Below are 21,517 nucleotides of genomic sequence, written 5' to 3'. Positions count from 1 at the left end.
GAAAGCTTCACGATTTTGGTATTCGCCATGACTGAACTCACCAAACTCATCAGCAGCCTCGATTGGCTGCGCGACGACATCATCGGGCGTAACATCCCGGTGCCCACTCCTTTTGGGGAGCGTCCACTCGTTTATGCGGATTACACTGCCAGCGGCCGTGGTTTGAAATCCGTGGAGAAAGCTATTTCAAGGGTTTTGGCCTATTATGCCAACACCCACACCGAAGATGTTTTCACGGGAAAAACCATGACCGCCCTGCTGAAGGATGCTGAAAACACGATTAAGGAATGCGTAAACGCCGGTCCTCAAGGAAAAATCGTGCTCACCAGCTTCGGCAGCACCGGCGGCGTGAACAAGCTGATGCAAATTTTGGGTGTGTATTGGCCCCCCGCGACCCGCGAAAGGGTTGGCGAAGTGCTGAAAAGCTGTCTGGAACGTAATCCAGAAGGTGTTGAGTGCAACCAGGATTTGCATAATTTCATGCACAAAAACAAACCCATCGTCTTTGTTGGTCCCTACGAACACCATTCAAATGAAATTATGTGGCGCCAAACCCTGTGCGAAATTGTGGAAGTGCCACTGGATGAAGGTTCTGAACTGGATCTCAAGGCGCTGGAAGCCATGGTTTCCAATCCCATTTACGACGGACGTCTCAAAATTGGCTCTTTTTCAGCCGCATCGAACGTGTCAGGCCTGCTCACCCGGGTTTACGATGTGGCACGCATCCTCCATCGTCACAATGCTTTGGCTTGTTTTGATTTTGCTGCTTGCGCGCCTTATGTCGAGATGGACATGAACCGCGATGAAGAATGCTATTTCGATGCCATCTTTTTCTCACCACATAAGTTTTTGGGCGGCCCTGGCACCAGCGGTGTCCTGATTTTTAACGAAAAAATCTACCCAACCCAGCTTCCTCCAACTGTTTCGGCGGGAGGAACCGTCAGCTTCGTTTCCATTAAAAAAGAAGAATACCACACCAACATTGAAGACCGCGAAAAGGCGGGCACTCCGGGAATAATGCAGGCCATGCGGGTGGCTTTGGCTTTCCAGTTGAAGCAAAAAGTGGGGCAAAAAAATATCGACCGCCTCGAGCATTTGCTTTTTGATAAATTCATGAGCGCCTTCGCAAATGAAGACCGTATAGTATTTTACGGTCCACAGGATATGGATAAAAAGATACCCATCATCCCATTCAATATCCGCCACAAAGATCGCATTCTACACCCAAAGTTTGTGGCAAGACTCATCAACGACCTTTTTGGCATCCAAACCCGCGCGGGATGCTCTTGCGCCGGACCTTACGGACACCATCTCATGAAAATCCAGGATCAGGTTTCGGATTTTTACCGCTGTCTGATTACAAACGCTGGCTACAACGGCATCAAACCCGGTTGGGTGCGCCTGAACATGCACTACAGCATGACCGAAGCGGAAGTTGACTATCTGATTGAAGCTGTTAAATTTGTCATTGAACACGGTCACAAATTCCTCACCTTGTACAGATTTAACATTTATAATGGCGAGTGGGAACACCTGCATCATAAAATGTCCAAACCCTTGGAATTGAGTTTGGAACTGGGTTTTGAAGACTCGCCTGATCCACAGCCCATCCCGGACGTGGAAAGCAAATACCCGCAATATCTCGAAGAGGCCAAACAAATTGCCGCCAGCCTGCCAGATGATTTTGAATTAAAACGCTGTGAACCGGAGCTTGACCGCTTGGTATTCTTTTATTTCCACCACATAAATCGCTAAATCAAAAAGACCCTTTCCACTCTCATTTTGGGAAATACAGAATCCCAAACGGAAATGAACTCCGCTTCTTAACTAAAACTGGTTTTATAAAGCCTGCGTCAGGGCGCGCTCACCGAATAGCTTGTCTGGGCTATCTCACTGGGGTTCCAGCCGCTACGAAATCCTCTTGCCTTCAAGGTTACTTCACCCGTTTGGCCGATGTAACATCCATCAACATAAAGAGTTGAATTCTTTGTAGGCTCACTTCCATCCAAGGTATAATAAACTTCAGCGTTCAGGGTGGAGCAGAAAATCCTGATTTGGGTTTCGGTGCTGATGTCACCGTCCCTGGGTATAAAACTGGGTGTGCCAACAGTGTTGAAATAGGTAAACGAATATGTGGCGCTGCTGATTTCGCTGGGATCGAAGCCATCCTTGTATGCTCTAGCTTTCACAATCACACTGTTTTCGCCCTCAGGAAAGAAGTTGGGAACAATCAGTGGATTAGAAGCGGAATACAGCTCGGATTTGTCGGTGGGGTCGCTGCCGTCGGTGGTGTAATAAATTGAAGCGCCATATTCGGCACAGGTGAGATAGATGGCCTGGCCTGTGTAGTAATCACCGCTGGGATGGCTGAAAATTGGTGCATCCAACTGGATGAGGTCTGTTGGCGGTTTTTTATGGCAGGAAAAAAGCGATAAAACAAGAAGCAGGAAGACCAAATACTTCAAATTTTTCATCTTGGACCTCGTTTTGAGTTTCTTTTCCCAAAGATGCCGTCCTCGTGATTCCTGTCAAGATTTATCTGTTCAAAATCTCACAAAAACTCAGCTTATTATTAATGTCCTTCCCTGGAATCGCTTATCTTTTTAACCTCGAACCACTTGGGATCAAAAAAACTTTTCAGGCTGATGAACTTTTTGCCTCCCGTGCGGGTATATTGAAAAAAATCAGGGCTGCCGGAATCCAGATACGCGTTGCGAACCAGTTCCGAACAATAGATTTTGCTGTCATCTTCCAGGTTGAAATCCATGTCGAACGGGGCGCCGCGCTCCAACATTTTTCTGCCTTCATTGGCGGTTGCCTGCGTATCCAGAGAAAACTTCGGGCTGGCGTGCCACAATGTCCCAGGAACCGCTTCGCGCATGAAATTATCCAGCTTATCCGCGCGCACTCCGTCAATTTCGGAGATTCTGCCTGAAATGCTGTGGATAACCATCCATTCTTCACCCTCGCGCACCAAAAGCCCACAATGTGAAACTCCATTGGAAGAAAAACCCGCGATGGTGTGGGAAAGCCAGCTCCTGCCTCTCCGCAACACGATGTCGCCCTCTTTTAAACTGTTGTAATCAATACCAAAAACAGCTTCCACATCCAAAACGCTGCCATACTGGCTGGATGGCACCGCACTTCCGCTGATAAAAAAACAGAGGCTTGCCAGAATCAGCAAGCCTCCAAATTTGAAAAATCTTATGATTTCTCCATCTTAACTTTCCATTCTCCGTCTTCTTTCACCATATCGTAATTCTTGGTTTCTTTTTGATCAGCTTTTTTGGAATTACTGGCTTCAACATTGGCAATCGCTTTGTCGCCATTCACGGTGACGCTCAGGACCTTGTAGGTGTCGAATCCTTCGTCATCGTCTTCTTTTTCTTTTTCTTCAACTTTGCCTTCTTCACCTTCTTCATCAAAAAGACCGCTGAAAGCATCGCCGCTCAAAAAGTCCAACACACTTTCTGAATCCTTCGTCACATAAAGCTTGGCTGTCTTGAAATCCTTTTTTGCAAGAGCTTCAAAGAAAGCTTTCGCCACCTTGGTGGCCTGCTGTTGCTCCGATGGTTTGCAAGCCGCGACCAATACCAAGAGCGCGACCAACAAAACGCCAATAATCATCTTTTTCATACTATTCTCCCGTATGATTTGTATTGCCGCGTTGGCAGGGATGCCTGATTTGGACAAGCTTTTTGGGAAATTAAACCCAAAAAACGCTGACTTTGCCTTTGGCTATTCCAAGTTTCACGCAGCTTGCATCACTTATAATAAGTACGGCGTTTCAAGTCAAGCATTTTTTTTTATGTGAATCTAAAGATAAAGAGTTCTATAAATTACAATCGAGGGTGCTTATTTCAAAAATAGCGCAGGGCGGGGCTGAAAAATCCCGTTTATATCAATACCCCGGCCTGCTTCCTTCTTTTTTCCAGCCTTAATGTCCCTTGGGTCGCCATCCTGACACCCCCGATTCTTTGACGGGTAACCCTCCAATATCTCCAAACTGGAAATCCTGTTGGAATCAAGATTGAAGCAGGAGTGCATTGATTTTCTTTCGTTCGATAGGGCTGGATGTTGAAAAAAATCCTCATTTTTTGGTGAAGATGGAAACCTTGATTGTGAGAGGATAATCTGAATCTTTCTTGGTTGCCGCCTTATGTCTCCCTTATGTTTTAAAAGCAACCATAAGCGACACAAAGAGTTATGCTCTATTTGGTTTTATTCAAGCGACTCGTTCTGATCTTGCAGAACGATGTTTTGGAACACGAAGCGGACTCAAGTTTTTATGCTAAAAAGACTCGAGGCTCCAAAAATCCCAGTGGAAAAAAATCGATAATCGATAACTTCCTGATAGACAGATGGATATAAGTTTGGTAAATAGATTCCCAATTTCCACTTTATCGTTATAACTGAATCGTAAAAAAGAGCTTAGCGTTTGTAAGACATAGATGTTATTATAAGTTAAAGGATTTAGCCGCTTGACAAAAGAAGCCCGATTAAAAATCTTGTGATGCCTCCCTTGGTGGAAATCTGATAGTTGTGCAAGTCTTTTGTGATATGTTTTTTAGGCTTGCTTGTGGATTATGTGGAAAAGCTGTGGATAACTTTTTGAACCCAAGAGCGCCAAGGGTGATGAATTTTAATATAACCACTTTATTTAACATGGTGTTGTGGAAAATATGGAAGCGCTTATAAGCCTCACTTCAGCTTTGTGGATAAAGTTAATTTTTTCTATAGGATACGCAGATGGATCAGGATATTTGGCAGAACATTTTGGATAAGTTGGAGGACAACATTAACAACCAGAGTTTCAGAACCTGGTTTTCGGACACGCGTTTGGTGGACATGATGGAAGACACTTTGGTAATCAGGGTTCCCACCCAATTCGCGGCAAATTATTTGAATCAAAACTACACGGATACTCTGGGTGAAATTTCCTACGCGCTCTACAAGCAGCGCTATTTGGTGAAATTCACCCCGCCTCCTCATAATCCGCCAGAGCAAAAAACCGCTCCCGGAAATTATTTTGGAAACCGGGTGATTTTGAACACCAAACTGAACGACCGCTTCAATTTTGAGCAGTTTGTGGTGGGCAGGAACAACAATTTTGCCTATTCGGCTGCCAAAGCTGTGGCGGAAGCGCCTGGATTGACCTACAACCCGCTTTTTATCTACGGTGAAAGTGGGATGGGAAAAACACATTTAATGCAGGCGGTGGGAAACTTTGTGGCTCAGGAAGGGCGGAATTGTTCAATTTATTACACCACCAGCGAGGCTTTCACAAATGAGATGATTGAATCCATCCGCGCCAATAAAATGCCGGAATTTCGTTCGAAATATCGCAAGGTGGATTTACTTTTGGTGGACGACGTGCATTTTCTTTCCCGCAAGGAAGGCACCCAGGAGGAGTTTTTTCACACCTTCAACGCGCTTTTTGACAGCCGTAAACAGATTGTGTTGACTTCAGACCGTCCGCCCAAAGATATTCCGGATTTGGAAAATCGCCTGGTGACGCGCTTTGAGAGCGGTCTGCTCTGCGACCTGAAAAACCCGGATTTTGAAACCCGCGTCGCCATTTTACGCAAGAAAGCGGAGCCGGAAAATATCGAACTTTCGGATGAGATCATCTCTTTTATCGCAGAATCCATTTCCTCCAGTGTGCGCGCTTTGGAAGGTTCCTTAATCCGTATTTTGGCATACGCGTCCTACAATAAACTGGATCCAACCGCGCTGGATACCGAAACCGTGCGGGATATTTTGAGCGATATGATTAGCGAACACCGCAAGGAAATCACCCTCGATACAGTGACACAGGAAGTTTGCCAAGCCTATGGAATCACGATTCCCCAGATAGTGGACAAAACGCGGCGGCAAAATATATCTTTTCCCAGACAAATTGCGATGTATTTGGCGAGCTTGTTGATTCCTTCCATTTCACTGAAAGAAATCGCGGAATATTTCAAGCGCAAAGACCATACCACTGTCCTCCACGCCAAAAAAATGATAGACAACCGTTTTCGTGAAGACATCAACTTCCGTTCCCACATCGAACAGCTCATTAAGAACATTAAATCATAGATTTTTAGCCCCTTTTATGTGGATAAGTGGAAAGAATCTGTGGATAACTGTGGACAAGTCACATTATTTTTGCATGGTGCAGGGCTGATGTGGATAAGGCCTGTTTTGACCTTGCATCTATCCACATCTTATACACCAGATTTGGAACTTTTTTATGCCTTGCGGCGCATCGGTTTAAAAAAAAGGTTGACCGATAATCCACGTATCCACAGTGCCTACTAATACTACTTTTTGAGAAATGACTTTTTTAATAGGTATAACAATATGGATTTAAGAAAAGCTATTCTGCTCTTGTTGCTGGCAATTTTAGCATTGAGCGGATGTATCAAAAAAAACAACCCGACCGGGAATAATTGGTCGGATGTGAGACCATTGACTTTAACCGATGATTTGGAAGTTTTTGGTGGCTATAGTTTTGCGGGAAATGCTCAAATTAAAGGCACAGAATCTTCCCTTCTCTGTGGAAATTTCGATGGCGTCGAAAGTGTTATTTTTATGCGTTTCACAGGTTTGCCGGAAGAGGGTACCTTCCGCATTCCGGATTATCAGGATTCCACCTTTTTGGCTCTGACACTCACGAAGCGCTCCTCTTTGAGACGCAATCCCATTGATTTGAAAGTGTACAAATTAAACCAAAGCTGGGCGGCGGATAGCACAGCCTTGATTGACGATGCCAATTTGACCCTGATTACACCCACAGCTTTCACTGTGCCAGATTCCATCAGCTCCCTGGGCACCGAAATCAAGATTCCCATTCCGTTTTCAGCACTTGAAAATTGGCGCAGCGAAGCCGACACCTTGGGACTGACCCTGGCCATCAAAACCAATTCTCCTGCCTGGGTGGAAATGATGAGCATGGAAACAGGGCGCGGTCCGCAACTGCGTTTTCCCTACCGAATCACGGATCCAGAGGCTTCCACAGAAACAGATGACAGTATTTACGATCAGCGTCCCACTCGAGACAGCTATCGTGTTGACGAAAAAACCGCGCCGCTGCTCGCTAATCGCTGGGTTTTGAATAACATCACACCTTCGCGGGTTTATCTGGATTTTCTAATTGATAACAATTGGTTTAAGGATATGCAGGGCAATGTCTTGGATGAAAAACAACGCAAACGCGTGACCATCAACCAAGCCAAGCTGGTTTTGTATGTTAAAGACAGCGCATATTACGGGCCCAGCACTTCCGTCAAACTGCGCGCGGACAGGATGGACGACTCTTTGAATGTGGCGGATCCCGTGGTAATTGATGACAATCGTCTGACATCAGGAACCGTTTCAGACCAATTTGTGCGCGGAGACAGCCTCGAGATTGATATCACCGCCATTATCCAAGCCTACAGTTCAGGAAAAAAAGTGCCCTACGGCATCGTGGTGAGATCCATGCAGGAATTGCTAAATTATGGTAAACTGGAATTTTGGCATTTCACAGACGCGCCCGAGGATAAACGTCCCAAAATCCGTCTGACCTATACGCCGCCATATTTATAATCCTATGCGTCAGTTAAGCTTTGTTCTGATTCTGTTTCTGCTTTTTGCGGGTTGTACAAAAAAAGGTGAGAACCCGGAAAAACTCACGCCCTTGGCAGAAGTGGATGGAGATTTCATGTATCAGGAAGCCTTCCGCGGTCTTTTTACGGATGAACAGTGGAATGAAATGAGTCCTGAGCAAAGAAAGCGGGAGATTGAAAACTGGGTAAGTTTGACCCTGATGGCGAAAGAAGCGGATGCCCTGAATTTGGATAAAGACCCCGCGGTGCAACTGCGCATGGATTTTGCCAAAAAGAAAATCAAGGCAAACGCGTTGATTTCACAGCGTTTGGCAAGCATCAACATCGGCGAGGAAGAGCTTTTTAACTATTATCGTGTGCATCAGAACGAATTTCAGGGAAAGCTGATGGAATATGATATCCAGCGTTTGCTTTGCGGGGATTCCGCCACTGCCACGCTCATTTTGAATAAAATCCGCGATGATGGCTATGATTTTAACCTCGCTGTGACTGAATATTCTCAGGAATCGCTGCGCGAACAGCAGGGACGCATGGGTTTTGTTACTTCTGACGGACCGGATTCACTCTTCTGGCGTGCCGCTCATGAGCTGGGAATAAATACTGCAGGAACGGTTAATGTGAATGGTAAAACCTACATCTTGCGCAGTTTGCAGCAGCGGGAAGGAAGCCAGGACGCGAATTTTGGTGAATACCGCAATGAGATTAGAGCTATTTTAATCAAGGAACGCAGGCAGCAGGTGTATGATAACCTGATCCGCGAACTGAAAAAAAAGTATCCCAAGATATACTATTACTAAATTTGACTGCCCAAAACGGGTGGGTAAACAAGGAAAATTATGAAAAAGATTCTGCTGATTCTGGCTATTGTTAGCCTGGGGCTGGGTCTGTCCGCGCAACTGGTGGATCGCATCGTTGCCAAAGTTGGTTCAGACATCATTCTGATGAGCGATGTTTATAAACTGATGTATCAGATGCAGATGTCTGGTGTTCAGGACGAAGATTTTAACGAAAACGCGGCTTTACGGCATCTCGTTGAGCAAAAGGTTATCTTCCAAAAAGCCAAGGAAATGGATCTTCGCATCGACAATTCCAAGGTGGAGCAATATGCCAAAACCGAAATCGCCAAAACCAAGGATAAATATCCTTCCGAACAGGCTTTCGCGGCTGATTTGGCACGGGAAAATCTGACCGAGTTGGAACTGTTGGATTTGTATATTTCACAGATTCGTGAAAGCTATCTAACTCAACAATTGGTGGATATTTATGTGCAATCCAAGGTGAATATCAGCGAAGATGAGATGCTTGAATTTTATGAAAACAGCAAGGATAGTTTGGCTGTGAAACCAGTCACCTGGGAAACCGCTTACATCATTCGTGAAATCAAACCTGGCAAAGCCAGCGAAGAGAAGAAATTGGAAGAAATTCGTGCCATTTTGGATCGCTTGAACCGGGGTGCGGATTTTGCCAGTCTGGCAAGTGAAACCAGCGATTGTCCCAGCAGTGAACAGGGTGGAGACCTGGGTTTTTTCAGCCGTGGCATGATGGTGAAACCTTTTGAAGACGCGGCTTTCAAGCTGAACGCTGGCGAAGTTTCCGGAATTGTGCGCAGTGATTACGGGTTCCACATCATCAAGGTGGAAGAAAAACGCGCCAATGAAATCCGCGCCCGTCATATCCTCAAAATTTTGGAGCCTTCAGAGCAGGATGCCGAAGAAGCTTTCGAACTGATGGAAGACATTCGCGAGCGCTATAACAGCGGTCAGGAAAGCTTTGAAGAGCTTGCCCGCGAATATTCCGAAGACACCATTTCAGGGCCCAAGGGCGGTGTGATTGGAGAGCTTTCCCAGGAAGAAATGCCGGAGCTATATATGGCTCAGATTATGGCGACGCCGGTGGGAAAAATGACCCCGGTTTTGGAAAATGAAGGCATGCTGCTGGTTTTCGCGCGCCTGCAGGAATTGCCGGATCGGGTTTTCAGCTATGAAGAAGTTAAATCAAGCCTGAAAAACTACCTTTATCAGGAGAAGTTTTCCGAAGTTTATGATGAATGGATTGAGGAACTGATTTCCAAATCCTTTGTCGAGATTGTCCAATAAATGAAGCGAAAAGTCTTTCATCCCGAAAATTTCATCGCCTCCCTCTTTGGGGTGGGTTTCATTCCCTTCGCGCCCGGAACCTGGGGAACGCTTTTTGCGGCGGGAATCTATCTGCTTTTGCCGCAAAGCCTTTTTGAGGGTAAAGGCTGGTGGTTCACTGGGTTAGGCTTGCTTGTTGTCAGTCTGTTTTCGGTGTGGATTAGCGGCTTGGCGGAAAAAAAACTGGGTAAAGACGCGCCGGCGATTGTCATAGACGAGTTTTGCGGTTATTTTGTAAGCGTGATGTTTTTGCCCAAATCGGTTTTGATGGCGGTTTACGCCTTCGCGCTGTTTCGGGTTTTCGACATTGCAAAACCTTTTCCCATCAACGTTTCCCAACGCCTCAAAGGTGGCTGGGGAGTTGTGGTTGACGACCTTTTGGCCGGATTTTACGCTAATGTGGTCATCCAATTTATAAAACTGATAGCGCCAAGATTTTTTGGCCAATAGGAGAATAAATGCAATATATATTAATGATGGCTGGACCCGCCAAAGACGGCGCCACACCTCAACAAGGCAACCTTCTGATGAACTTTTTGCCCATCCTGATTATGTTTGCCCTACTGTATTTCCTCATGATTATGCCTCAGCAGAAAAGACAGAAGGAAATGCAAAAAATGCTGGATAACCTGCAGGTAAATGACAAGGTGGTAACCAATTCCGGCATACTGGGACGCATTGTGACCATAAAACCCGATAAAAACACCATCGTGGTGGAAATCGACGAAACAAACCACGTGCGCGTGGAATTCCAGCGCGGCGCTGTGGTTGAAATTATCAGACCTGAAGGTAATACCAAATCCTGATGCCCGAAACGCCCAAACTTTTGGATATCCGTATCTACGGAGATAGCATCCTGCGCTTGAAAGCGGTTGAAATCACCGAGATTGATGACGCCCTGAAAGAGTTCGCGGAAGATTTGGTGAATACGATGTATCATCGTGATGGGGTTGGTCTTGCGGCTCCGCAGGTGGGTGTGAGCAAGCGCATGATTGCCATTGACCCATTCTGGGGCAGCGATATAGACAAGCGCGACCCTCTGGTTATGATAAACCCCGCCATCGAAAAATCCGATGGAGAAACCGACACCGAAGAAGGCTGCATCAGCGTTCCAGACATCTATGCGAAGGTGACCCGCCCTTCAGAAGTCAAAGTTTCCTTCACCACCCTGGATGGAGAAAAACGTTTGGTGAAATATTCCGGTTTTCCGGCGGTGGTGGTTCAACATGAGATTGACCATCTGAACGGTGTGCTGTTTACAGACCATCTGGGAACTTTGGCAAAACTGCAGGTTTTGAGAAAGCTCAAGGCTTTGGAAAAGATGGCTGTGGACGGTGTCAATATCCGCGGTGAGGATTAAACCGAGGTTTTTCCCATGCGCGTGGTATTTGCCGGCAGTTCCAGTTTTGGACTTCCCATCCTCAAAATGCTGGAAAAAAAAGCTTTTTTGAAGCTGGTGATCAGTCAGCCGGACCGCCCGGCGGGACGTTCCTTGAAGCTAACACCTTGTCCCATAGCGGAATACGCGAACCAGCAAGGTATGGAACTCTTTCAACCGGAAGATATAAATCAGTCCCAAAGTATTGAAAAAATAAGAGCGATGGAGCCAGATTTGCTGGTGACCGCATCTTATGGCGGAATGATTCGTCGTGAGTTGCGCCGTCTTCCAAAACGCGAAGCCATCAATCTTCATCCTTCACTTTTGCCCCGGCATCGTGGAGCCACGCCCATCCAAAGTTCCCTGCTTTGTGGTGAAAACCTTACCGGCACAACAATTTTCCGCCTTACCGCCCGCCTTGATGCCGGACCAATTTTGGCGCAAAAAGAGCTTCCCATCCTGGATTCCGATAGCCATGGCAGCCTCCATGACAAGCTGGCACTGCTTTCAGCGGATCTTTTGGAGGAGATATTGCCTTTATTGGAAACCGGAAGCCTGGCGGAGCATACTCAAAATGATGCGGAAGCCACTTACAGCGCGAAACTGGGACGCGAAGACCTGATTTTGGATTGGAACAAACCAGCCTCAGAGATTCGCAATCGCATCCGCGCTTTTTCACCCCAACCCGGCGCGCTGGCATTTTGGAAAGGAAAGGGCATCCAGATTTTGGCAGCAGACCTTCATCCGCAGAAAGCGCAGGGCAAGCCCGGAACTTTTGCCGGAACCATTAAAAATCAAGGTGTGCTGGTGAATTGCCAGGATAATTGCCTGCTTTTGCGCCAGCTTCGACCCGCTGGAAAAAAACAAATGGATGCCTGGGTCTGGCAGCTTGGAGCGCGCCTTGTGGATGGCGACGGTTTCGACCTGCCTCAAACATCAAAACCCTCCCGGGAGGAATCATGAAAAATCAAGACAACTACCTCTCTGTGATAAAATTCCCCGCTTTTGTGAGCCTCAGTTTGCTCATTATCGGCGCGATTTATTCCATTTTGGTTTACTACCTTTTACAGAGACCCGCCACGGTTTCCTACCTTATTCGCGGCCTGATGATTGCCCTGCTGGTTGTCATCGTGTTCACAGTTTTAAGCTGGGTGCTGGCTCTGATGTCCACCCATATCCGCATCAAATGTCCCTACTTGAACCGGTTCAATAAATGGATGCTCAGCTTTGTGTTTTTCCCGCTTTCCCGTGTTTTGGGCACCATCACTTTTTCGCATCCGGAAACGCTGACCGAATCATTTTTGAATTTCAACAATGAAGTGGTGATGACAGACCAGCGTGATGTTCGCAATTCCAATATCTTGGTCTTGCTTCCCCATTGCCTGCAAAAAGATGACTGCACCGTGCGCGTGACCGCAGACATCATGAATTGCGAAGAATGCGGGGGTTGCGACATCGCCACTGTGAAAAAACTGATTACCCAGCAAAACGTGAAGTCGGCAATTGCCACCGGAGGCTCTTTGGCGCGCAAACTTATCGAGGACAACAAGCCGGACGTAATCGTTGCCGTGGCCTGCCATCGCGACCTTTTGGAAGGGCTGCGTGATGCTTGGAGTTATCCAGTTTACGCGGTTTTGAACGAACGTCCCAAAGGTCCCTGTCACGAAACAACGGTGAGCATCGCCAGCATCGAATTTGCCATCCAAAGGTTTAAATAGACCCATGAGAACATCCACAGCCATCGTGTTGGCACTGGTGGTGCTAATCCTGAACGCCGGCATCACACTGGTGTTGTTGAACCAAAAAGGACAGCTTCCCTCCACCGCCGCAAAAGAAGCCCCCATCGAGGTTTCCCAGAGCCAAAGACACAATGAAATCACCGCTGCGGTGCAAACCGTGGAACCCGCCGTGGTGAGCGTAAACGTTACCAAAGTTCAGGTCGTGAGGCAGTTCCGCAGTTTTGGGTTTTTCGACTTTTTTGGCGATATTCCCATGCGGCGAAAGGTGGAAAGCATCGGTAGCGGAGTTATCTATGACCCATCAGGTCTGATAGTTACGAATGCCCATGTGGTTCAGGGTGCCTCTGAAATCACTGTGGTTCTACCCGATAAAAGAGAATTCAAAGCCACTTTGCTGGGCATTGATGAAACCCACGACATCGCCAAACTGCGCATCAACGCCAGCAATCTGCCTTCCGCGAAATTTGGCAGCGCCAAAAACCTGATGATTGGCGAATGGGCAATCGCGCTGGGAAACCCTTATGGATTCTTGATGAGCGACCCCAAGCCTACTGTCTCTCTGGGAGTTATTTCAGCTCTAAACCGCAGTTTCGCACCCCAGGAAGGTCGCAGCTACCGAGGCATGATTCAAACCGATGCTGCAGTTAATCCCGGAAACAGCGGCGGTCCTCTGGTCAACGTGAAGGGTGAAGTGATTGGCATAAATACCTTTATCGTCTCAGAAACCGGAGGAAACATCGGCATTGGATTTGCCATTCCCATCGACCAGGTTCAGCAAATCCTGTCCGCCATTTGAGTTAAGGTTTTTCCTGTCCATCAGAGCGTTTTTGTTAAGCTGGCTGAAACCCTGATAAAAAGCAGGTAGATAACCAACTCATTGTCTAAAAATGAGATACATCTTCGCTCTGTCCAATTTTCAAGTCCCAAAAACCATTTTTTCCTTGACCAATATGCCAAAAAACATAACTTGTCTCTTGGCCCATGGGAAAACCAGATGTCCGCTGTTCCCTTTTTTGGGAAGAGAGGAAAGTCCGGACACCGCAGGGCAGGATACTTCCTAACGGGAAGCCGCAGCAATGCGGAGCAGCTCCACAGAAACAAACCGCTCGGCATGCTCCTTTTTGGCTGGCGTTGAGAGACCGCAAGCTTTTTTTGCCGGGCAAGGGTGAAATGGTGGTGTAAGAGACCACCGGAAGCCTTGGTGACAGGGCTTGCCAGGAATGCCTTATCCGGTGCAATGCCAAATAGGGGAGCCACGAAGCGCGGCCCGCGCGGTTACGGCTTCCGGGTAGGCAGCTTGAGCCTTCTCGCGAGAGCGGGCCTAGAGGAATGGACATCAGTTCGAGCCAAGGCACGGACCACAGAATCCGGCTTATTGTTTTCCCGTGGGCTTTTTTAAAAATTGTGATATGATAAAAACAACCGTGGATTTCGCTTTCATCAGGATTTGGATTCTAGAAGCGGCTTCCAAAAATACAGGAACAGAAATGAAATTGACTAAATTATTCGCAGTGGCAATGTTGGCGCTGTTAAGCCTGCCTCTTTTTGCCCAGGAAACCCATACTAATTTCCAGCCGGGAAGAAATATCCAGCTCGGAGTGGGATATGGCTTGCCTTATGGAGGCATACTGGGAGTTGGAGTGGATATGTATGTGTTTGAAAAACTTGCTCTTAGCCTGGGTTTTGGCAGTTTTGTGAATTCCGCCGGTTTCGAAGCCGGGTTGAAATATCAGTTGGGAAACATGCAAAGCCAGTGGCGCCCTGAGGCCATCCTGCTTTATGGCACGAACGGAATTCTCCCCAGTGATGACGTTATTTCTCAAACCGAAGTTTATAACGGAATCAGCGCTGGCCTGGGAACACAGGCGATGTTTGGCAAAAAACGTCAACATGGACTGGATGCCGGTGTTACATACGTTGTCACCAGCGGATTGTATCAACGCCTTAAAGAGCTTGAGGATTATGATTTAACAACAAGCAGCCGGCTGGGTTTCTACTTGGGCTACCGCTTCGCGTTTGAACTCAAATATTGATTTTTACAGCCGCTTTTCCAAGGTATAAACCTTAAAAACTGGGAATCAATTCCTCAAATACATGAATATTCTGGGAACACATTCCCCGAATACACAAAAATACCCTCAAAACCAGAGCCAGCCTCGCTTTAATTTCCAGTATTTTTCCGTCGGATCTATAACAACCACTTCACATAATTCCCAAAATCCACCAATTTCAGATTCGCCTCCGGATACGCTTCCTGAAATTTATTAGGAAATTTTATCGTTTTACGGGGTTTCCACTTAATTTCAAAACCACTTATGCTTCCATTTTGGGTCTCAATCAAGTCAATTTCCTGTTGTGCGCTTGTCCGCCAAAAATAGTGTTCAAAGCTCGCACGCCTGTTCAGCATCATTTTGCGGCGTTCCGTGATCACATAGTTTTCCCAAAGCGCGCCCAAGTCACCTCTTTCTTCCAATGGAGAAAAATTGTTGATCAAAGCGTTTCGAATTCCGTTATCCCAAAAATAAACTTTCACCGCCCTTTTCAGCTCGTTGCGCAGATTTCGACTGAATGAGCCAAGCCGATAGATGATGAAAGCCTCTTCCATGAGTTCGATATAACGTTCCACGGTTTTTCTGTCCAAACCCACAATGCTTCCCAGTTCCGAATATGAAACCTCATTGCCCAATTGCAATGCCAAAGCTTTGAGCAGCTTTTTCAGAAGCTCTGGGCGCTTGATATCCTGATATGCCAATAAATCTCTAAAAAGATATGACCCAGCAATTTCCCCAATGATTTCCCTGGGCATTGTTTTTTCCAAATATACTTCCGGATAATTGCCAAAAATCATTCTCTGTGCCGCTCCGTCTTTCACGGCCTCAATCCCAGCGTGGTCATATATTTCCCGAGTGGAAAAAGGCGTCACTAAAAACTCAAATTTCCTGCCCGTGAGAGGCTCTCGCGTGATGTTTGAAAGGTCTAAAGACGAAGACCCAGTGACGATGATTTGAAGCTTTGGCAAAGTATCGATTATTGCCTTAAGTTTTATTCCTATATCCGGAACCCTCTGAGCTTCATCGATTAAAAGATAAGAAATGTTGCCAAAATTCAACATAATTTCAGCTTCATTTTTGAAGTTGAAAGCCTCTTGTCCATCAATCAAGTCACAATTGATAAAACGAATATCATTCAAATCCCGCTCCAAGGCCTTCAATATCGTGGTTTTTCCGGTTCGCCTGGCACCGTAAATAATCACGGCACGGTCTTTGTGCAGATATTTTGGAATCATTTCAAGTACAGTTCTATGTATCATCTTAACCTCCATGTCATGCTTTGAGTTATCGCTTTATTTGTCAAGTAAAATCTATTAAATCGGGGATTGCACTCCCCAAATACACTGATATTTTGGGAACGCATTCCCCGAATTCACATAAACACCCAGGCCTCTCCTCAATAAAATCTGATTTTGTTCTTGACACATTTTAACTTAGCTTCTTTAATGCAATCTACGAATAAAAACCATTCCAAGGAGTAATTATGCGCCATAAAGCCTTGATTTGCCTGCTTTTTTTCACTGCTTTTTTTGGTCTGCTTCAAGCGCAGGAAATGCTTTCCCATAAAAGCTCAAAATATGGCTTTGAGCTCGCTTATCCCTTGGGTTGGCAACACAAATCCCTGAAAAACAACACCGTTTTTGCCGTTTATCATTATCCCGCTGTTGCGGCACTTTCGTATGAATTCAGCGTGAAAGCGGAACCTTCCGCGGGCGCTGTAAAAAACTTCAATTCCTACATGCGTGATGGAGACCGCCAGCTTACTCGCGAAATCCAGGCTGTGGAATCAGAAACCTATCAGCCGCTTGTTTCACGCTCTGTCGTAATAAATGGAATCACCGCGCATCGCCTTGAATGGCTTCACACTCCGATGAGACAAGTGGAAGAACACCATATCAGATTGCGCATCCCCGGCCCAAAATGGGATTACACCTTGGATTTCAGCGCCGAAGCCGGCTGGTATTTCCAGGAAGCTTTGCCATATTTTGAGGACATTATCTCATCTTTCCAAGTTTCCCCGGTCAAAAAATGTTTTTTCAGCAGGCTGTGGAAAAAACTTAAACCTGCAACAAACTGATGGATATGGCTTTAGATACCCAATTTTTTAAAGGATAAACCATGAAAACAAAGCTGATTATAGTCATCTTTATCCTGGGCACAGCTCTTGTGAATGCCCAACAGCTTAGCCCATATAGAAATATCGTTCACAGCTCGCGCCTCAGCGATGGCAATATCTGTTTGCAATGGATGGATTCACTGGACCTGGATTTGAACCTGCCCACCGAACTTTGGCACAGCACAAATGGCGGAGCCTGGCAGCTTGCCACCTCCCAGGAAATTGACTCTTGGCAGCAAGTTCTTGTCCCCTATGAATTTGGAAACCATCTGCGCTGGCGCCTGCGTACCCATTTGAACATGCTGGGTCAAGAATTCATTTACATGCACGCCCCCTATCTTCCAACAGAAGAATTTCCACCGCCATTTGAAAATGTGGGCTTAATCGGAACCGACGCAACAGGCGATTCCCTCACGGTTTACCAGCCCTATCTGGATTTCACCGACACTTGGTGCGCCGCCACTGAAAACAAGCTCTATTCCGTCATGGCAAACGCCGCGAACAGCTTCCCCGTAATGAACAGTATCTCATCCTACAATGTGTATCTCACCACCATCACAAACCCCGAAACCGTTGTGGATACGCTCACTTATGCCATGGTACATTCCTTCAATATTCCCGGCGTAATCCAGCCCGGGCTTTACAAATTGAGACTGGATGAACAATTCTTGCCTTCCTTTGAGCGCATCGGAGAAATCCAAAGCCAGGTTTTGGGCGGAAAGCTATATCAAGCCTGCAATTTAAGCGACCTCTATAACGACCCCGATTTCGGCGCCTGGCCCAACAGTTTGAACGGTCTCATTCTCACCAGCCTCAGCATGAGTGTCAGCATTGATTTGCAAACCTTTGTTCCCACCTTCGGTGTGGGAGATTACAGCACCCTCGCCGGGATTATCTTTGATGACCATTTTTACCAGGTGGACGAAAACACTCTTCCCACAATTGACAACGTCTTTTTGGCAGATGATTCCCTCACCTTTGATTATTTCGACGCCGAAAGCGATTTTCCCATCCTGATGGAAGTGGTGCTTCCCAACGGCGAAGTGCTTCATCCCCAGCCACTTGGCTATGATATCGGTCCTCACCCCATCAGTTTTGGTCTGATTTTACCAAATCCCGTTAACGAACTCACCTTCCGCTTCTCCGATAACGACACGGATATAGTCACCCAAACCCATACATTCGTAAGCGTTTCCGATCCCAACCTCAGTCCTGCCGCCCTGAACTGCGAAATGCAAAATCCCTTCTCTCCCGGCGGTAAAATCCGGCTTTCCGGGCTGAAACGCGATAGTTTGTCACTATCAATCTACGATCTGCGCGGCCGCAAAATCGGCTCAATTCACGAAGGCGGCACCAGCCACGGCGAGCTAAACTTGCATTGGGATGGCAGCGTGGGAGGAAAAAAGCTGGACAGCGGCGTGTATTTCCTGAGGGTGGTTCAGGCTGATAAAGCGCTGTTAAAGCGTTTCACGATAATAAAATAAAGGATTTGAAAAGATAGTTTAAATGTTCATAGATTATGCGAAAATAAGCGTCAAAGCCGGAAATGGCGGCGATGGCGTTGTGAGTTTCCGCCGCGAAAAATTCATCCCCAAAGGCGGACCCGATGGTGGTGATGGCGGTCGCGGCGGCTCTGTCATCGTGCAGGGCGACGAAAACGTAAACACCCTTCTGGATTACCGTTACAACAAAATTTTCCGTGCCGAAAACGGGAAACCCGGCAGCGGAGCCAAAAAAACCGGAGGCAGCGGAGCGGACGTGACTCTGCGCTTGCCGCTGGGCACCGAGGTTTTTCACCTGAGGGATGACGGAAAAAGAGTCAAACTTGCGGACATCACCCAACATGGCGAAATCATAACTTTGGCAAGAGGCGGCCGCGGTGGCAAAGGAAACGTGAATTTTGCCACCTCCATAAACCAGGCGCCACGCCATGCCACTCTTGGCAAACACAGCCATGAAATGCAACTGGAATTGGTGCTAAAACTCATGGCGGACGTGGGTTTGGTCGGCTATCCAAACGCCGGAAAATCCACCCTGCTCAGCGTGCTTTCCGCCGCCAGACCAAAGATTGCGGATTATGAATTCACCACTCTGGAACCCATGCTGGGCGTGGTCAGCGTGAGCGAATACCAGTCTTTCGTGATGGCGGACATCCCCGGCATCATCGAAGGCGCTCACATGGGTAAAGGACTGGGACATCAGTTTTTACGCCACATCCAACGCACTTCCCTGCTGCTTTTTCTCATCGATATCGGCGCGCCTGAACCCGCCGAAGCCTTCCGCACCCTGCGCTCCGAACTCTATCTCTATGACCCATTTATGGATAAAAAACCCTGCCTGGTGGTCTTCAGCAAGTTGGACACCATTCCTCCCGATGAGCGCGATGAACTGGTTAATGAGGTTCAACAAAGCTTCCAAGCCGAATTTGGCGTCGAAAGCATGGCGGTTTCCGCTGTGGGTCACATCAATTTGGACGAACTTAAAAGGCGTCTGTTCAAGCTCTTAAAAGCCTTATGAAAACCCTGGAAGCCTGGCTTTGCCTGAAATGCGCGCCCCAGCTCAAAAGTGGTGAAATCCCCCAATTATTGAAAAAATATCCCGATCCAACTGAGTTTATTGGCCAACCAAACCATCCCATCCAAGCCGACGAAAGCCTGCATCCCGAAACCCGCGAACACATCCTCAGAGCCCAACCGCATCCGGATTTGACAAAAATCCTGAATCTCTGCGACCAATTTGACATCCAAGCCACCTTCTGGGGCGCGGAAGACTATCCCTCTGGCCTGAAACAGATTCTGGCACCTCCGCTCATCCTGTATTACCGCGGAAATCTGGCACCCGCCCTCAACGGTGTTTGCCTGGGTGTGGTGGGAACCCGCAAAGCCAGCGCCTACGGCAGCTCAAGTTGCAAAAAACTGTTGGAACCCGTTTGCAGACAAGGCGTTACCATCGTGAGCGGACTTGCCACCGGCATCGACACCGCCGCCCACACCGCCGCTCTGGCTGCTGGAGGCAAAACCCTGGCTGTCCTCGCCGGCGGCTTGCAAAGCATTTATCCTCCTCAAAATCAAGAGCTTGCGGAAACCATCATCGCCAATGGCGCCCTCATTTCCGAATATGAACCCGGCACCTCCATAGAACGCTGGAACTTCGTGGCGCGAAACCGCATCATTTCAGCGCTTTCCACGGCGGTTTTCATCGTGGAAGGCAGCTTCAAAAGCGGAGCCATGATTACCGCGAAACACGCCATCGACCAAAATCGCGACCTGATGGCGCTGCCAGGCCAGATTAACCATTACAACGCGCAGGGTCCGAATTATCTCATCAAAAATGGCGCCCTCTGCGTGACCGAAGCGGAAGACCTTATTTGCGCTCTGGGACTGGATTATGAGCCTGGTGAGCAGATGGAAATCCTCCCGGAAATGAGCCCCGGTGAACAGCAAATCCACCAGATTTTCCAAGACCAACAGCGGGAAATCAGCTTCGATGAACTGCTCTTAATCTCAAAATTCAGCTTCGGCAAGCTTTCCACCGCTCTTTTAAACCTGGAGCTGAAAGGATATTTGTGCAAAACGGGCGGTAACTCCTTCATCCTCAGCTAAAAAACCGCCTCGCCCCAGAAATCCATAACCACAGCCAAAAGGGAGGAGCCATGAAGCTCTACACCATCGGATTCAGCGGCAAAAGCGCCGAAACTTTTTTTGAATTGCTGGAAAACGCGGGGGTGAAAAGCATTTTCGATCTGCGCCTCAGCAACCGGGGCCAATTGGCAGGTTTCACCAAAGAAGATGACCTCAAATATTTTCTGAAACGCCTTCTGAACATCCCCTATTTCCACTATCCGGAACTGGCTCCAGACCATGAATTGATGGATGATTACCACAAAAAACGCGTGGATTGGGAAGGATTCAAAATCCGCTTTGAAGCCATCATGGAATCCCGCGGCGCGGATGAAATCCTCAAAAAAATCATCCCTCAAGCCCCGCAACCCATCTGCCTGCTCTGCTCTGAAGCAAAGGCGAACACCTGTCACCGCAGCCTCATCGCCGCCCGCGTCCAAAAACTGATGCCCGGCACGGAGGTGATTGACCTGTAAAAACTCTCTCCGCGCTCTTGCTTCCAGCCCAATATTTACTTGACTTCTCCTCCACAACAACCCGAAAAAGAATCGGGGGACTATAAGGAAGCTTAAAGGATGATTTTGAGTTGGAGTTTAGAGCGAAGCAGGGTTTGGGGTTCACGCAGATTACGCTGATGATTTAATTGATTATGGATGCACAGGATGCTGACGATAAAAGGGGGTTCTTGCACTGTAAGGTTTTGCGTTTTATGGTTTTAGCGGGGAGATTTCCCTGAGAATTTGACCCATAAACTGACGCAAAACCCTAAACCTTTGTCTGGCTTATAATTGTCTTAACAAACATAAGGGATACATAAGGCAGCAAGAGAGAGCAAAAGTGTGTGTCGCATTGCGTCGCGGCAGAAAACCTAAAAAGCTTATTTTCG

The 21,517-nt window shown here is 47.3% G+C and carries 21 protein-coding genes and 1 other RNA gene; 18 read left to right on the top strand and 4 right to left on the bottom strand.

Annotated elements, in window-relative coordinates:
• The first annotated feature begins 27 nt into the window (after nt 1-27).
• A complete protein-coding gene (locus GX135_04415; GenBank protein ID NLN85331.1) occupies nt 28-1,755 on the top strand; it encodes an aminotransferase class V-fold PLP-dependent enzyme in 1,728 nt (575 codons plus the stop codon).
• A 98-nt stretch (nt 1,756-1,853) separates the two neighbouring features.
• Here the strand turns inward: GX135_04415 and GX135_04410 are convergent, their stop codons facing one another.
• The 3 genes from GX135_04410 to GX135_04400 form a co-directional block, all read right to left on the bottom strand.
• On the bottom strand, nt 1,854-2,474 hold the full coding sequence (locus GX135_04410; GenBank protein NLN85330.1) for a hypothetical protein: 621 nt from the start codon (nt 2,472-2,474) through the stop codon (nt 1,854-1,856).
• Between the two features lie 98 nt (nt 2,475-2,572).
• Entirely contained in the window at nt 2,573-3,184 is a 612-nt protein-coding gene (locus tag GX135_04405; protein ID NLN85329.1) for a hypothetical protein, read from the bottom strand.
• Nucleotides 3,185-3,204: 20 nt separating this feature from the next.
• A complete protein-coding gene (locus tag GX135_04400; GenBank protein NLN85328.1) occupies nt 3,205-3,636 on the bottom strand; it encodes a DUF4878 domain-containing protein in 432 nt (143 codons plus the stop codon).
• Between the two features lie 1,113 nt (nt 3,637-4,749).
• Between GX135_04400 and dnaA the strand changes: the two genes are divergently transcribed.
• The 12 genes from dnaA to GX135_04340 all read left to right on the top strand — a co-directional run bounded on the left by dnaA (nt 4,750) and on the right by GX135_04340 (nt 14,877).
• Entirely contained in the window at nt 4,750-6,081 is a 1,332-nt protein-coding gene (gene dnaA / locus GX135_04395; protein ID NLN85327.1) for a chromosomal replication initiator protein DnaA, read from the top strand.
• A 363-nt stretch (nt 6,082-6,444) separates the two neighbouring features.
• On the top strand, nt 6,445-7,572 hold the full coding sequence (locus tag GX135_04390) for a hypothetical protein (protein NLN85326.1): 1,128 nt from the start codon (nt 6,445-6,447) through the stop codon (nt 7,570-7,572).
• Between the two features lie 4 nt (nt 7,573-7,576).
• A complete protein-coding gene (locus GX135_04385) occupies nt 7,577-8,389 on the top strand; it encodes a hypothetical protein (protein ID NLN85325.1) in 813 nt (270 codons plus the stop codon).
• Nucleotides 8,390-8,428: 39 nt separating this feature from the next.
• Complete coding sequence (locus tag GX135_04380; GenBank protein ID NLN85324.1) at nt 8,429-9,688, top strand: peptidylprolyl isomerase; 1,260 nt, start codon at nt 8,429-8,431, stop codon at nt 9,686-9,688.
• Nucleotides 9,689-10,177, top strand: a complete 489-nt coding sequence (locus tag GX135_04375) for a phosphatidylglycerophosphatase A (GenBank protein ID NLN85323.1) — start codon at nt 9,689-9,691, stop codon at nt 10,175-10,177.
• Between the two features lie 8 nt (nt 10,178-10,185).
• On the top strand, nt 10,186-10,533 hold the full coding sequence (yajC, locus tag GX135_04370; protein ID NLN85322.1) for a preprotein translocase subunit YajC: 348 nt from the start codon (nt 10,186-10,188) through the stop codon (nt 10,531-10,533).
• Nucleotides 10,533-11,087: a peptide deformylase gene (gene def / locus GX135_04365; GenBank protein ID NLN85321.1), complete on the top strand. Its 555-nt coding sequence runs from the start codon at nt 10,533-10,535 to the stop codon at nt 11,085-11,087. Before yajC ends, def begins: the two co-directional genes overlap by 1 nt.
• A 15-nt stretch (nt 11,088-11,102) precedes the next feature.
• Complete coding sequence (locus tag GX135_04360) at nt 11,103-12,068, top strand: methionyl-tRNA formyltransferase (GenBank protein NLN85320.1); 966 nt, start codon at nt 11,103-11,105, stop codon at nt 12,066-12,068.
• Nucleotides 12,065-12,823: a DUF116 domain-containing protein gene (locus tag GX135_04355; GenBank protein NLN85319.1), complete on the top strand. Its 759-nt coding sequence runs from the start codon at nt 12,065-12,067 to the stop codon at nt 12,821-12,823. The genes GX135_04360 and GX135_04355 overlap by 4 nt, the downstream gene beginning before the upstream one ends.
• A gap of 4 nt (nt 12,824-12,827) precedes the next feature.
• Nucleotides 12,828-13,640 (top strand): trypsin-like serine protease, encoded by an 813-nt coding sequence (locus GX135_04350; GenBank protein ID NLN85318.1) that lies wholly within the window; start codon nt 12,828-12,830, stop codon nt 13,638-13,640.
• A gap of 186 nt (nt 13,641-13,826) precedes the next feature.
• An RNA gene (gene rnpB / locus GX135_04345) (RNase P RNA component class A) lies at nt 13,827-14,234 on the top strand.
• Between the two features lie 97 nt (nt 14,235-14,331).
• The gene (locus tag GX135_04340; GenBank protein NLN85317.1) at nt 14,332-14,877 is read left to right on the top strand and encodes a hypothetical protein; all 546 of its coding nucleotides are present in this window, start codon (nt 14,332-14,334) and stop codon (nt 14,875-14,877) included.
• Between the two features lie 155 nt (nt 14,878-15,032).
• Here GX135_04340 and GX135_04335 read toward each other — a convergent pair whose 3' ends face one another.
• A complete protein-coding gene (locus GX135_04335; GenBank protein NLN85316.1) occupies nt 15,033-16,154 on the bottom strand; it encodes an ATP-binding protein in 1,122 nt (373 codons plus the stop codon).
• 224 nt (nt 16,155-16,378) lie between these two features.
• Between GX135_04335 and GX135_04330 the strand changes: the two genes are divergently transcribed.
• From GX135_04330 to GX135_04310, 5 genes are read left to right on the top strand one after another with little or no spacing between them, the layout of a single operon-like run.
• A complete protein-coding gene (locus GX135_04330) occupies nt 16,379-16,972 on the top strand; it encodes a hypothetical protein (GenBank protein NLN85315.1) in 594 nt (197 codons plus the stop codon).
• Between the two features lie 41 nt (nt 16,973-17,013).
• Nucleotides 17,014-18,495 carry a T9SS type A sorting domain-containing protein gene (locus GX135_04325; GenBank protein ID NLN85314.1) on the top strand — a complete coding sequence of 494 codons (1,482 nt, stop codon included), beginning with the start codon at nt 17,014-17,016 and terminating at the stop codon, nt 18,493-18,495.
• 22 nt (nt 18,496-18,517) lie between these two features.
• Nucleotides 18,518-19,528 carry a GTPase ObgE gene (gene obgE, locus GX135_04320; GenBank protein ID NLN85313.1) on the top strand — a complete coding sequence of 337 codons (1,011 nt, stop codon included), beginning with the start codon at nt 18,518-18,520 and terminating at the stop codon, nt 19,526-19,528.
• Complete coding sequence (gene dprA / locus GX135_04315; protein NLN85312.1) at nt 19,525-20,613, top strand: DNA-protecting protein DprA; 1,089 nt, start codon at nt 19,525-19,527, stop codon at nt 20,611-20,613. The genes obgE and dprA overlap by 4 nt, the downstream gene beginning before the upstream one ends.
• Before the next feature lie 50 nt (nt 20,614-20,663).
• Nucleotides 20,664-21,107: a DUF488 domain-containing protein gene (locus tag GX135_04310; protein NLN85311.1), complete on the top strand. Its 444-nt coding sequence runs from the start codon at nt 20,664-20,666 to the stop codon at nt 21,105-21,107.
• Nucleotides 21,108-21,517: the final 410 nt, after the last annotated feature.

Source organism: Candidatus Cloacimonadota bacterium (assembly GCA_012522635.1).
Taxonomy (GTDB): Bacteria; Cloacimonadota; Cloacimonadia; order Cloacimonadales; family Cloacimonadaceae; genus Syntrophosphaera.
This window is presented reverse-complemented; position numbering and strand designations above follow the sequence as displayed.

Coding starts and splice junctions, on each gene's coding strand:
- GX135_04415 (NLN85331.1), top strand. CDS start 28: ATGACTGAACTCACCAAACTCATCAGCAGCCTCGATTGGCTGCGCGAC.
- GX135_04410 (NLN85330.1), bottom strand. CDS start 2,474: ATGAAAAATTTGAAGTATTTGGTCTTCCTGCTTCTTGTTTTATCGCTT.
- GX135_04400 (NLN85328.1), bottom strand. CDS start 3,636: ATGAAAAAGATGATTATTGGCGTTTTGTTGGTCGCGCTCTTGGTATTG.
- dnaA (NLN85327.1), top strand. CDS start 4,750: ATGGATCAGGATATTTGGCAGAACATTTTGGATAAGTTGGAGGACAAC.
- GX135_04385 (NLN85325.1), top strand. CDS start 7,577: ATGCGTCAGTTAAGCTTTGTTCTGATTCTGTTTCTGCTTTTTGCGGGT.
- GX135_04380 (NLN85324.1), top strand. CDS start 8,429: ATGAAAAAGATTCTGCTGATTCTGGCTATTGTTAGCCTGGGGCTGGGT.
- GX135_04375 (NLN85323.1), top strand. CDS start 9,689: ATGAAGCGAAAAGTCTTTCATCCCGAAAATTTCATCGCCTCCCTCTTT.
- yajC (NLN85322.1), top strand. CDS start 10,186: ATGCAATATATATTAATGATGGCTGGACCCGCCAAAGACGGCGCCACA.
- def (NLN85321.1), top strand. CDS start 10,533: ATGCCCGAAACGCCCAAACTTTTGGATATCCGTATCTACGGAGATAGC.
- GX135_04360 (NLN85320.1), top strand. CDS start 11,103: ATGCGCGTGGTATTTGCCGGCAGTTCCAGTTTTGGACTTCCCATCCTC.
- GX135_04355 (NLN85319.1), top strand. CDS start 12,065: ATGAAAAATCAAGACAACTACCTCTCTGTGATAAAATTCCCCGCTTTT.
- GX135_04350 (NLN85318.1), top strand. CDS start 12,828: ATGAGAACATCCACAGCCATCGTGTTGGCACTGGTGGTGCTAATCCTG.
- GX135_04340 (NLN85317.1), top strand. CDS start 14,332: ATGAAATTGACTAAATTATTCGCAGTGGCAATGTTGGCGCTGTTAAGC.
- GX135_04335 (NLN85316.1), bottom strand. CDS start 16,154: ATGATACATAGAACTGTACTTGAAATGATTCCAAAATATCTGCACAAA.
- GX135_04330 (NLN85315.1), top strand. CDS start 16,379: ATGCGCCATAAAGCCTTGATTTGCCTGCTTTTTTTCACTGCTTTTTTT.
- GX135_04325 (NLN85314.1), top strand. CDS start 17,014: ATGAAAACAAAGCTGATTATAGTCATCTTTATCCTGGGCACAGCTCTT.
- obgE (NLN85313.1), top strand. CDS start 18,518: ATGTTCATAGATTATGCGAAAATAAGCGTCAAAGCCGGAAATGGCGGC.
- dprA (NLN85312.1), top strand. CDS start 19,525: ATGAAAACCCTGGAAGCCTGGCTTTGCCTGAAATGCGCGCCCCAGCTC.
- GX135_04310 (NLN85311.1), top strand. CDS start 20,664: ATGAAGCTCTACACCATCGGATTCAGCGGCAAAAGCGCCGAAACTTTT.